This is a genomic window from Candidatus Magnetobacterium casense (assembly GCF_000714715.1).
Classification (GTDB): domain Bacteria; phylum Nitrospirota; class Thermodesulfovibrionia; order Thermodesulfovibrionales; family Magnetobacteriaceae; genus Magnetobacterium; species Magnetobacterium casense.
Genome location: NZ_JMFO01000033.1, coordinates 21,639 through 34,043, shown reverse-complemented (window position 1 = coordinate 34,043; position 12,405 = coordinate 21,639). Strand labels below are relative to the sequence as shown.

The window sequence follows — 12,405 nt, the reverse complement described above, 5'->3', positions numbered from 1 at the left end:
TTTAGCAAATCCGCTTATTGTCCTCAGGTTTGGCATTGTCTTTAGAGATTCTATCAGCAGACTCGTTGTAGGATAATTATAGACGGCTTTAGCCACAAATGCCCTGCCAATAGCATCTCTTTCTTTAAGTTTACGCCCTTTACATTGATTATCTACCCACCCCATATACTTTTCTATTTGAGCTATCTCCAGGATTGTAATTAAATGCTTTTGCTTTTCAGTTATGGGGTCGGTACAAATCTCTTCAAGCTCTGGGAACAATAGTCGTTGCACTTTTCCTAATAGCCATGATATACTCTCTATTAACATATGCTCTCCTTATGATTTAAGATGTTTTTAGGAGATTTATTTTATCATAGGGAGGGCTAAAATATCATTAAAATTTAGGAGTTTTGCAAGAGGCTCAAGTTACAGTATTTTTTTTTAAACAGAGGTTTAACGTTATGGATGAACAAAATGTATACGACATTGTGATTATAGGTGGTGGCCCAGCCGGTCTGTCAGCGGCGCAGTATGCGGCCAGGATGGGTATGAAGACCATTGTCCTGGATAAGTCGCCGTTGGCTGGGGCACTTGCCTCATCGAACAAGATAGAGAACTATCCTGGCGTCCTAGAGCCGATGACCGGTCCGCAACTGCTCGATTTATTCAGGCAACAGGCCATAGCCTTTGGTGCACAGTACGTGGAGACGCTCGTGATAGGGGTAAAGTTCAACGCTGATATCAAGGAAGTCTATGCGATGGACGGTAATTATTCGACAAGGGCGGTCATTGTTGCCACCGGCGCTATGGGGAGAAAACCTTCGGTAAAGGGGGAAAAGGATTTCCTCGGCAGGGGGGTTAGTTACTGTGCGGTCTGTGATGCGGCCTTCTATCGTGGCAAGGTGGTCTGTCTTGTCGGGGAGTCGGAGGAGGCGATCAAAGAGGCTTCCGTGTTGGCCAGGTTTGCAGACAGGGTTAATTTCATTGCGCCCACAAACAATGCAGAGTTGCAAAGGCATCCCACGTTGTCTGAGAATAACATCACGATACATTTAAACATGAGGGTGGTTGAGATACGTGGCTCGGATGTTGTAGAGGCCATCGTGCTCGAAAACAAAGGCGATAAAGCTGAGATGGTTATACCCACGGATGGCATTTTTATGTATCTTCATGGCAACAGACCAATCGTGGATTTCCTGGACTTTGTCGTGGACATCAGCGACGAAGAGTGCGTCATAACCAACCGGATGATGGAGACCAACATCGAGGGTGTATTTGCCGCCGGTGATGTAACCTGTGTCGAGGTCAGGCAGGTCGTAGTATCCGCAGCAAACGGGTGCGTCGCGGCTCTGTCGGCGGAGAAGTACATCCATCACAGAAAGAGACGGCGGCTGGAGTGGGGATAGGAAGCCGGAAGAAGAAGAAAGAAAGGGGCAACTCTGCTTCTGCTGCTCCAGGTCCCCTTGAAGGATAGGGGGCTGAGGGAGAGGGATAGACGTACTCGTTCACCGTCTTTCCAATCTTTCACATATCCATTGCCATTTATTTCGTTTACTACTATTTCCATTTCCTCTTTTGATACCTTTTCACCTGTACCCTCCACCAATTCCTGTATGCTTTCATGACTTATCTCTACCTTTAATAGCTTTTTAATGTAAGAACCCGCTTCTTCAAATGGTATCCGCTGACCTAACAACACCATCGCTTCTTTAACCTCTAATGTGATTTGTCCCGTATTGCCGATTATCTTATCTAATGGTTTTTCATAACGGTCACACTTGTCACGATAAAACACTCTGACCTGTATATCGTAGTCCACTAAACCCTTTATCTTTCTGTGTTTTTTCCCCTTACTTCTCATCTTGTTGCCACATTCTTTACACTCTGTATGTTCAATATCCATTTGTTGGAATATTTCTTCCGTCACTTTCTTGCGAAGTATCATGAACAATTCTGTAAAATTGCTTTCCACCGCATTTATATCAAAAACATCTCCCAACATTGCTTGTACAGCGCCTTTTAACATGAGCCTCTTGCAAAAGTACATGTTATGTAAAATATAGCAAAAAGCTCATTTTGTAAGTGGCTGATATTAAATGATATTTTGGGGGCACTATAATTGCTTGATTTGAGATTTGCAAGAGGCTCACATATCTCCTAAATCTGAGATTAGTCTATCCGTAATAGTTCAGGGGGTAGTAAAAAAGTCCCTGACTTGGGTTTTTTCCAAATAGGCACACACGGAGAGAGGCACATAGTATTCATGCTGGTTTACAGTCAAAAAACAGCCTAAAAATTCAAACCTCGTAGATACACGCTATTCAAAATAAGTCTTGACGTAACCATGTAGTATATGCTATATTTGTAGGTATGTATTTGAGAACAACAACTCGTAAAAATACGGATGGTTCAGTAACCACATACTACCAGCTTGCACATAACACACGAAACCCTAAAACCAAAGTCCCAGAGGTCAAAGTGATATATAATTTCGGTCGTGCAGATACTCTAAACCGTGATGATTTGGTACGGTTATGCAGATCGATAGCAAGAGTTTGTGGAGTTACTGTTACTGACAGTATCACTCCGGAACAAACCTCTACCTCCAAAGAACAAGCAGGACTTCCGGAAGACATAAAACTTGTTCGTTCCTTGGAATTAGGTGCTGTATTTGTAATAGAGCAACTTTGGGAAAGATTAGGGATAGGGTCTGAATTGAGGAGTATTGCCAAAAATACTGGCGACAAAATACCTTATGATAAAGCACTTTTGGCAATGACAGCAAATAGATTGTGTCAACCACAATCCAAATTAGGTGTATGGGATAGATGGCTCGCAACGGTATATCTACCATCATGCAGAGGTCTTATGTTAGCACATATGTATAAAGCAATGGATTTTCTATATGAAAATAGCGAAGAGATAGAGAAAGCAGTATTCTTCCGCACCGCTAACCTGTTTAATACTGATATTGACCTCATATTTTATGACACTACGACAGTTTCATTCTCTATTGACTACGAAGATGATGACAGTGGTTTGAGGAAGTACGGTAAGTCCAAAGATGGTGGATGGTCTCCTCAAGTTGTTGTGGCTTTGGCTGTAACAAGAGAAGGGTTGCCAGTAAGAAGTTGGGTATTTCCAGGTAACACAGCGGATGTAAAAACGGTAGAACAAGTAAAATCAGACCTCAAAGGGTGGAAACTTGGAAGGGCTTTATTTGTGGCTGATGCAGGCATGAACTCAGAGGACAATCGCCAAGAGTTAGCCAAGGCGTGTGGTAAGTATTTGTTAGCAACACGTATGTGTAGCGTCAAGGTGCGAGCCGCACTGGCAATAAGAGAGATAAAGGAAATAGTCCTTTCCGCAAAGGTCAGATATAAGGTTATATCAGAGAACTTGCACGCTAAAGAGGTAATTGTTGGTGATGGTGAGCGCAGAAGACGGTATATCTTGTGCTATAATCCATCTGAAGCCCAAAAACAAAGTAAACATCGAGAGATTGTTATTGAAGAACTGAAAGAGATACTAATAAAACATACCTGCCATAAAGCAACCCAACAATGGGCGATAGAATTAAAGGCTTCCGGCAGGTATAAACGCTATCTTACTGTGGATACCCAAGATTGCATAAGAATAGATAACGATGCAATAAAAAATGCTGCTGTGTATGATGGTAAATGGGTGATTACAACCAACGATGACACCATAAGTGTTGAAGACGCAGCGTGTGGATATAAAAGTTTGATGGTCATAGAAAGTTGCTTCAGGACGCTAAAGCATACCCAGATCAAGATAGAACCAATGCATCACTGGTTAACTAACCGCATTGTGGCACATGTAAAGATATGTGTTCTTGCTCTGCTCATAGAGAGGACGATAGAACTTAATTGTGACCAACCGTGGAGGCAGATCAAGGAAACGTTGGCTTCTTTGCAAGTTACTGAGTTTAAAACGGCTAAATTAGGTTTTTTCCAACGTAACGAAATCAATTCTAAGGTAAAATATACGCTAAAATCACTTGATATATCGGCTCCAAAAGCCATTTTAGAAGTCTCAGATAAGGTCTCAGACTCCTCTTAAAGTTGTAGATACACGCCATTTTTTTCATAGCACTGGAAATACGCATCCATATTGGCTTTTTTCCTATTGCTGTATCTACTCAAAAAAAACCCAAGTTAAATCTGACATTGTCAAATTAATTATCACAGAAATATTTACAGCCAACATTTTTTTATATACTTTACATGTGACAAATGTGTATAATAGCAAAGATGAAAATGTTACTGTATGAAGGACTGATGTGGTACCGTTAAACTGGTATATATGGTTAAGCGGTATAATGTTTTGCGTTGGCATGTTTGGTTACCTGACAAGGCGAAACATCATTATCATGCTCCTGTCGGTAGAGATCATGTTTAACTCGGTTAACGTAAGCCTGGTGGCCTTCAGTCACTACCTCGAAGACCTCACCGGACAAATAATGGTGTTTATGGTCATAGCCGTAGCCGCAGCCGAGGCAGCCATCGGACTTGCCCTCGTCATACTGCTGTACAGAAACTACGAAACCATATCCGTCGATGAAGTCAGCGAAATGAAGGGGTAAAGGATGCAGCAAGAGAGCTTCTTATACATACCGCTTATGCCGCTGATAGCGTTTGCGATAAACATCCTGTTTGGCAGGCGCTTGTTCAAGGACCACGCACATTGGATAGCGATTGCAGCGGTGGGTACATCGTTTGTGCTGTCGCTGCTGGCACTCAAGGGGGTATTAAACGGCAGGGTGGTCAACGTTGACCTCTATACGTGGCTGTCCTCGGGGGACCTTAAGGTGTCGGTGGGGTTTATGATCGACCAACTGACGGCGGTGATGCTGATCGTCGTAACCACCGTCAGTCTCTTGGTACACATATACTCGATAGGTTACATGCACGGAGACGAGGGCTATTACAGGTTCTTTTCCTACCTGAGCCTCTTTACATTCTCCATGCTGATGCTCGTGATGTCAAATAATTTCCTGCAACTGTACTTTGGCTGGGAGGCCGTGGGGTTGTGTTCCTACTTCCTTATAGGCTTCTGGTACGAAAAAAAATCGGCAGCCGTGGCCGCTAAAAAGGCATTTATCGTCAACAGGTTCGGAGACTTTGGCTTTGGCTTGGGCGTCATAATTATCTTTCTGACATTTGGCTCGTTGCACTACGACACGGTCTTCAGAGGGCTGCCTTCGGTCGTTGCTCAAACCGTCAATATACTTGGCATACAGGTAAACCTCCTGACGGTAATAGCGCTGCTTCTGTTTTGCGGTGCGGCAGGTAAATCGGCACAAATCCCCCTGCACGTGTGGCTGCCCGATGCCATGGAGGGTCCAACGCCCGTCAGCGCCCTGATCCACGCAGCCACAATGGTAACAGCCGGCGTATTTATGGTGGCACGAACCAACCCCATCTTTAACGCCTCTCCTACGGCAATGGCCGTGGTGGCCATCATCGGGGGGTTGACCGCACTCTTTGCGGCAACTATCGCCCTGGTACAAAACGACATCAAACGCGTAATCGCATACTCAACGGTCAGTCAGTTGGGATACATGTTTATGGCCTGCGGGGTGGGCGCCTATGCGGCGGGAATCTTCCACCTCTACACGCACGCCTTCTTTAAGGCCCTCCTGTTCCTCGGAGCCGGAAGCGTCATGCACGCCATGCAAGGAGAACTCGATATACAAAAAATGGGCGGACTGAAAAAACACATGCCCATCACCTTCTGGACCATGCTCCTGGCCTCCCTGAGCATATCGGGTATACCAGGACTGTCGGGGTTCTTCAGCAAGGACGAAATCCTCTGGCGTACCATCTCCTCGCACACGCCCGTGGGCACCATCGTGTGGATGCTCGCAACGGCAGCAGCCCTGATGACGGCGTTCTACTCCTTCAGGGTGGTGTTTCTGACCTTCTACGGAGACTTCAGGGGAGAGCCGGAGGTGGGAAAACACCTGCACGAATCCCCATACACCATGACCGTGCCGCTAATAGTCCTGGGTATAGGGGCAGTGGCAGCGGGGTATGTCGGTATCCCACACGTGTTGGGCGGACACGACAGCTTCGGTGTATTTATGTCCGCCGTGGTGGGACATCCATCCGGTGATGGCTCGGCGGCTCAGGAGTGGGCCGTGATGATATTTTCCGTGATCATATCCCTGACGGGCATAGGCGGGGCGTACTTCATGTATATCAAAAACCCCGGACTGCCCAAAAAATTCGCCGAAAAATTCAGCACAGTACACAGGGTGCTGTTTAACAAATACTATGTCGATGAACTCTACGATGCACTGATAATCAGAAACTTCTACTGGATATCGGACAACATCCTCAATAAGTTAACCGATAAGACCCTCATCGAGGGTATAGTCAATGGAGTCCCTTCACTGATAAACCGTATTGGAGGTCGGCTGCGCCTGCTGCAAACCGGAGTTGTGTCGCACTACTCGATGATCATGGCAACAGGGCTTGTGCTTATAGCCTTCTACGTAATCTTTAACCTATGGAAGACGCTATGAGGGGCACTACTTTCCCAATTCTAAGCCTGTTAATATTTGTTCCGATCCTCGGAGCGGCCCTGATGGCCTTGGTAAGCCGCAGACAGGAAACCCTGATCAAGTGGATCGCCCTTGTGGTATCAGTGACTACGATGCTGCTAACAGTACCGCTGTTTATGAACTTCAACAAAGGTAGTGCACGATTGCAGTTTGTAGAAAAACACGTGTGGATCGAATCTTGGAACGTGCAATACTACATCGGCATCGACGGCATCAGTGTGTTGATGGTGTTGCTGTCTGCCCTGACCGCAATCCTGTGTGTCCTGATCTCGTGGAATTCAATAAAAGAAAAGGTCAAGGAATTTTTCATAGCCATTATCCTCGTAGAGGGTTCAATGATAGGGGTGTTCTGCTCCATAGACATATTCCTGTTCTATATCTTCTGGGAGGCCATGCTTATCCCCATGTACCTGATAGTTGGCATATGGGGCGGGAAAAACAGGATATACGCAGCAATAAAGTTCTTCCTGTATACCCTTGTGGGCAGCGTGCTGATGCTCATAGCCATCATCATATTGTACGTCCATGGCGATACCTTTGACCTGACGAAGCTGATGTCGGTTCAGTTGCCGTTTAATCTGCAACTGTTGTTGTTTTGGTTGTTTTTTGCGGCCTTTGCCGTCAAGGTGCCGATGTTTCCGGTGCATACGTGGCTGCCCGATGCACACACCGAGGCCCCAACGGCAGGCAGCGTGATCCTTGCGGCCATCCTCATAAAAATGGGCGCCTATGGCTTTCTGAGATTCTCTCTGCCCCTGTTCCCGCAAGCCGCCATTGCTCTGACGCCAACCATGTTGACCCTCTCCGTGATCGCAATAGTCTACGGAGGACTGATCTGCATGGTGCAGAGCGACTTCAAACGACTCATAGCATACAGCTCGGTCAGCCACATGGGCTTTGTGACCCTGGGGATATTCTCACTGAACGTCAACGGTATCGAGGGAGGCCTCTTGCAGATGATAAACCACGGCATAGTGACCGGGGCACTGTTCCTCTGCATCGGCATGGTCTACGACAGGACACACACCAGGCAGATATCAGACTACGGCGGATTGGCCAGTGTAATGCCAGTATTTTCGTCGCTGTTTATAGTCTTTACGTTTGCCTCTATCGGCCTGCCGGGTACCAACGGCTTCATCGGAGAGTTCCTCATCCTGCTCGGAGGCTTTGCCAGAAGCCCCATAGCCGCAATCGTGGCCTCAAGCGGTATCATTATTGGCGCCATCTATATGCTGTGGCTGTATCAAAGGGTCTTCTTCACCACCGTAAACGAAAAAATAAAGGACCTCAAGGACGTTACCCCGTTGGAGCTTGTGATACTCCTGCCGCTGCTTGTCCTGGTGCTGTGGATCGGGGTCTATCCCGAAACCTTTATAAGCATGTTAAACACCAGTGTTACCGCACTGATAGACAGGGTACATGGCAATACCCTGCATGAGAGCCTGACATGGAAACGGTAAGGGAGAAAAAATGCAAGGATTAGACTTTTCGGCCATCGCCCCGGAACTGATACTCCTGGGCCTGGCAACAGTACTGTTGTTGCTGGAACTCGTCATAAAACAGAAGGAGTACATAGCCGTCCTGACCTTGTTTGGCGTCCTGGCGGCGTTCTTTTCCCTGAGCACCAGGGGAGGCTCCTTTGCCGACGTCTTTGAACTTGACGCCTATAGCTATGTCTTTAAGGTGATATTCCTTGTCAACCTGACCTTGACCATATTGCTGTCGATCAGGTACATGAAGATCAAAAACTCCTCCTTCGGTGAATACTACAGCCTCCTGGTGTTCTCTACGGTGGGCATGATGCTGATGGTTTCGGCAACCAATCTGATGCTCATATACCTCGGCCTGGAGCTGATGGCACTGTCTACGTACATCCTGGCAGGCTTTATACGACACGACAAGCACTCAACAGAGGCAGCACTTAAGTACTTCCTGATGGGGGCCTTCTCCACGGCCATAATCCTCTACGGCATGTCGCTGCTCTATGGCACAACGGGCACAATGGACATCGCACGGATTGGCGCCTACATCCACTACAGAGGACTGATGGGAAATCCCCTACTGCTGATATCGATGGTGCTCTTTATAGTATCGTTCGGCTTTAAAATAGCCGCAGTACCCTTTCACATGTGGGCTCCTGACGTCTATGAGGGGGCGCCGACCTCCGTTACAGCCTTCATGTCGGTGGGGCCAAAGGCAGCCGGATTCGCCGTCCTTGCAAAGGTCTTGCTGACGGTGTTCCCCTCAATGATCGACAACTGGTCTGTCATCGTAACCGCTCTTGCCATACTGACCATGCTGGTGGGTAATCTCATTGCACTGGCGCAGAGCAACCTCAAGAGAATGCTCGCCTACTCCTCCATTGCCCATGCCGGCTACATGCTGCTGGGATTGGTCCCCGGCTCTGCCGAGGGCGTCCTGGGAATCATGACGTATCTGTTTATCTATATGTTTATGAACGTCGGGGCATTCTCTATCCTGATCCTGCTGACAACCCAAGACTGCAAATGCGAAACCCTCAACGACCTTGAAGGACTTGCCAAGACGCACCCCTTTGTAGCAGCCATCATGCTCGTGTTTATGTTCTCCCTGGCGGGTATCCCCCCAACGGGTGGCTTTATCGGAAAGTTCTCCATATTCCTGTCCCTGCTGCATGCACAACACCGCTGGTTGGCCATAGCAGCCGTCCTCTTTAGCGCCATATCGGCCTTCTACTACCTCAGGGTCGTCATGTACATGTATATGAGACAACCCGAGGTAGCACGCCCCGATACAGGGATCGCCGACTCCTTTGCCCTCAGACTTGCCCTGAGTGTATCGCTGGTTATGACCCTTATGCTGGGCATAATGCCTCAACAGCTCATAGACTCGATGAGGCATATGTTCCGATTTATATAGACCGGACACTATACGGATTCGGTCCGGCTATGCCTTTTTCATCTTGGATTGCAGGAAGAATGCCATTTTCTTGTCTATCTGCTGTATGTGCTTGACAAGCCACTCAACGGCCTGCTTCTCTGTTGCGTTAATGATCAGGGCACTGGACCCCTCAGAATCAAACAACTTCTTCAGGCTGGAATAGCTCTTGAGAAACCTTATGTGCTCCCCCTTGTGCTCGTCATATTCCGGGTACTGGTACTTGATCATGTACTCCTCCTCATGGGCAAAGTGATCTATTACGTAGCCGCCCAGAAATCGCAGGGTCTTATCGATTTCAAGCTCCTTCTCCTTATCGGTCATGCTGATCAGTTTATTTATCCTGGCAATTATCTCCTTGTGTTCCTTGTCGATCTCCTTGACGCCGGTTGCCAGACTCTCATCCCATTGAATCATCGGTTCTATTCTCCTTCTGTATATATTTGATAGGTTTTTGTATTATTTATCCTGCCGACTACTGCTGCCGGAGGTTAATAAAGACTTCGTTGTATAGCAGGTCTGCCAGCAACATATAGCCCTCAGTGCTCAGATGCAGACCATCGTTTGAGTACTGTGGTGCCAGACGCAAGGTGTCAGATTCGGCAGAGCTTGTAAACATGTCAACGCAACGTATACCAATCCTGGCGGCAGTCTCCTTTATCATGTCATTTAAGACCACCCTGGGCTTTATCAGGGGATCGTATCCCGATATCGACGGTACGGTAACTGCGACGGGCATAACACCGACCTCCTTTGCCATCGCATACATCGTATGGAGATTCTGCATAGCCACGGTTGGCTGTACCCCCCATCCAAGGTCGTTTGACCCCCCAAGTATGACCACATAATCGGGCTTGAGGGCAATGACATCCCGGGGAAAACGTCTCACCATCTCCTCAGTAAGCTCTCCACTTATCCCCCTGGTGACAAAATTGATCGTATCTGACAGCTTTTGGCTTAAAAACCCAGCATACGGTGTCTCCTCATACCAAGGTCTGTCATACGTGGGCGATTGAAACCCCACCGTCAGACTGTCACCAAAGGCAACCACTAACATCTTGTCATCCATACATGCCCCTTCTTAATGTCTTCCATTTGCAATTTGATTTGTTCCTTTTTTTTTATTTGCTTTTATAGTATAGTTTATATTAATATTTAGTGTTTGTAAATTACAAGCCCCTGTCAATACAGGGCAGATAAAAAAAGATAGAAGAAATTAATAGATATATCATATAAAAACAATAAGGAGGAATTAGCAATGACAAAAGCAGAACTGATAGACCACATAGCAAAGGAGGCAAACCTTTCCAAGGCAGATACCGCACGGGCATTCGATGCAACCATTGATTCCATTATCAATGCAGTAAAAGATGGTCAGAAGGTTACGTTGGTAGGATTTGGCACGTTTTCGGTTACAGAACGGAAGGCCAGAGAAGGTCGCAATCCAAGAACAGGTGAGGTGATAAACATACCTGAGGCAAGGGTTCCTAAGTTTGTAGCAGGAAGGGCATTTAAAGATGCCGTCAACGATCAAAAGTAGAGAGGTGTATGCCGCCAGATAAAGACAAAAGCAATGGCAGAACAGCAACAAGAGTAAAAAAACAACAGGTTAGCATAAAGGAGGTTAATCCGGAAGATGACATATGGAGCGTTGTTAAGAAAATCAAAACAGTGAGGGACCAAATGATGCTATCTCATGTAATAATCAGTAAGCCAAAGATACTTAGGGGGGTTGTCGGCAGAGGGTTTTTTATCCTCTATGTTGTTGTGCTGTTTACGTTAAGCGGTTGTGCCCAACAGTTTAAGACGCCCATGTTTCAGCCTTTTGATTCTAAGGGTTGGGGGCCAAATGCCATGGCATACAATGGCCGGGATTTATTAATCGGTGATAGAGACATGGTCATTGCTCTAAACACCATCAAGACTGGCCCCTATTCATCAATACACAATTTGTTTACCTCCGATGGCAAGGCGATGCTTTCGAGGTTTGCAGTCCCCTTGCCAAGGCTGTTCACTATCTGCGGCATGGCATGGGAGGGTGAGTGTTGTGAGAATGGTTTCTTGTGGATTGCTGATTCGCAAAACAAGGAACTAGTGAAGTTGAATTTCAATGACAACCAGGTTGTAAAGACTTTAAAGATGGACGGAAAAGAGGCCCCCAACAGCCTGACCTTTGGCGGACAACTTATAGAGATACAAGCCCCGCATGGTCTCACCTTTGACGGGCAACATCTATGGTTAGCCGATGCCAGGGAGGGCAAGATATACCAGATATCCACTGAAGATGGCAGAGTTCTGTCAGCATTTAAGTCTCCCGTTAAAAGTCCGTCGGGGCTGGCATGGGACTGTGAGGGCATATGGGTGATAGGTTATGACACGTGCAGACTCGTCACAGAGGACTGTCAACGCCCCAGGCTAGTCAAGCTTGACGTAAAGAGCGGAAAGGTGACACACGCCATAGACCTCCCCAATGCAGTTACCAGGCCCTCTGCACTGCAATGGATGAAGGACAAACTGTGGATTGCCGATTACGTCCTTAATCGTGTCTTTATTGCCTATGACCCCTATGAGGTTGATGACGATACCGTCTATGCAATAAAGGAACCGCAACCGCCCGTAAAACCAGAGGTCGTGCAGCCGATAGAGGAACTGCCCCCATTGGAATTTCACCAGAATCCGGCAGTTGTAGAACCACCACCGGTAGTCGTGATACCACACGAACCACCGGCACATCCGGCACCACTACCAAAGAAAAAGGTCGAAAAACCTAAACCCAAAAAACACAAGCAACAAGAAGAACTGGACCTACCAGACAAATAAGCGTAACAGGCACGCCCTCTCTAAAAAAAAGGGAGGGCATCGCCCCCCTTCAGACCCCCCTGCAAGGGAAGGGGTGAGCCACCCCGGGCACGAAGAAG

The 12,405-nt window shown here is 47.1% G+C and carries 10 protein-coding genes and 2 pseudogenes; 8 read left to right on the top strand and 4 right to left on the bottom strand.

Annotated features, from left to right (window positions below):
• Nucleotides 1-309, bottom strand: a pseudogene (locus tag Mcas_RS13670) (IS5/IS1182 family transposase); the annotation flags it as partial.
• Between the two features lie 83 nt (nt 310-392).
• On the opposite strand from Mcas_RS13670, the gene Mcas_RS13665 reads away from it, so the two are divergent.
• Nucleotides 393-1,388 (top strand): NAD(P)/FAD-dependent oxidoreductase, encoded by a 996-nt coding sequence (locus tag Mcas_RS13665; RefSeq protein WP_268749010.1) that lies wholly within the window; start codon nt 393-395, stop codon nt 1,386-1,388.
• Between the two features lie 92 nt (nt 1,389-1,480).
• On the opposite strand, the pseudogene Mcas_RS13660 reads toward Mcas_RS13665, so the two are convergent.
• Nucleotides 1,481-2,008 (bottom strand): annotated as a pseudogene (locus Mcas_RS13660) (ISKra4-like element ISUnCu20 family transposase); the annotation flags it as partial.
• A 344-nt stretch (nt 2,009-2,352) separates the two neighbouring features.
• Between Mcas_RS13660 and Mcas_RS13655 the strand changes: the two are divergent.
• From Mcas_RS13655 to Mcas_RS13635, 5 genes are all read left to right on the top strand, one after another.
• On the top strand, nt 2,353-4,065 hold the full coding sequence (locus Mcas_RS13655; RefSeq protein ID WP_040336109.1) for an IS1634 family transposase: 1,713 nt from the start codon (nt 2,353-2,355) through the stop codon (nt 4,063-4,065).
• A gap of 220 nt (nt 4,066-4,285) precedes the next feature.
• Nucleotides 4,286-4,588, top strand: coding sequence for an NADH-quinone oxidoreductase subunit NuoK (gene nuoK, locus Mcas_RS13650; protein WP_040336108.1), 303 nt, complete (start codon nt 4,286-4,288; stop codon nt 4,586-4,588).
• A gap of 3 nt (nt 4,589-4,591) precedes the next feature.
• Nucleotides 4,592-6,532: an NADH-quinone oxidoreductase subunit L gene (gene nuoL / locus Mcas_RS13645; protein ID WP_040336107.1), complete on the top strand. Its 1,941-nt coding sequence runs from the start codon at nt 4,592-4,594 to the stop codon at nt 6,530-6,532.
• On the top strand, nt 6,529-8,031 hold the full coding sequence (locus Mcas_RS13640; protein WP_052567486.1) for an NADH-quinone oxidoreductase subunit M: 1,503 nt from the start codon (nt 6,529-6,531) through the stop codon (nt 8,029-8,031). Before nuoL ends, Mcas_RS13640 begins: the two co-directional genes overlap by 4 nt.
• Nucleotides 8,032-8,041: 10 nt before the next feature.
• A complete protein-coding gene (locus Mcas_RS13635; protein WP_040336105.1) occupies nt 8,042-9,469 on the top strand; it encodes an NADH-quinone oxidoreductase subunit N in 1,428 nt (475 codons plus the stop codon).
• 27 nt (nt 9,470-9,496) lie between these two features.
• Here the strand turns inward: Mcas_RS13635 and Mcas_RS13630 are convergent, their stop codons facing one another.
• Nucleotides 9,497-9,904 (bottom strand): bacteriohemerythrin, encoded by a 408-nt coding sequence (locus tag Mcas_RS13630; protein WP_040336104.1) that lies wholly within the window; start codon nt 9,902-9,904, stop codon nt 9,497-9,499.
• Between the two features lie 58 nt (nt 9,905-9,962).
• Nucleotides 9,963-10,556 (bottom strand): SGNH/GDSL hydrolase family protein, encoded by a 594-nt coding sequence (locus Mcas_RS17070; protein ID WP_052567485.1) that lies wholly within the window; start codon nt 10,554-10,556, stop codon nt 9,963-9,965.
• Nucleotides 10,557-10,745: 189 nt separating this feature from the next.
• Here Mcas_RS17070 and Mcas_RS13620 point away from each other — a divergent pair, with 189 nt between their 5' ends.
• On the top strand, nt 10,746-11,027 hold the full coding sequence (locus Mcas_RS13620) for an HU family DNA-binding protein (protein ID WP_040336103.1): 282 nt from the start codon (nt 10,746-10,748) through the stop codon (nt 11,025-11,027).
• Nucleotides 11,028-11,035: 8 nt separating this feature from the next.
• Nucleotides 11,036-12,307 (top strand): Vgb family protein, encoded by a 1,272-nt coding sequence (locus tag Mcas_RS13615; RefSeq protein ID WP_040336102.1) that lies wholly within the window; start codon nt 11,036-11,038, stop codon nt 12,305-12,307.
• The last annotated feature ends 98 nt before the right edge of the window (nt 12,308-12,405 follow it).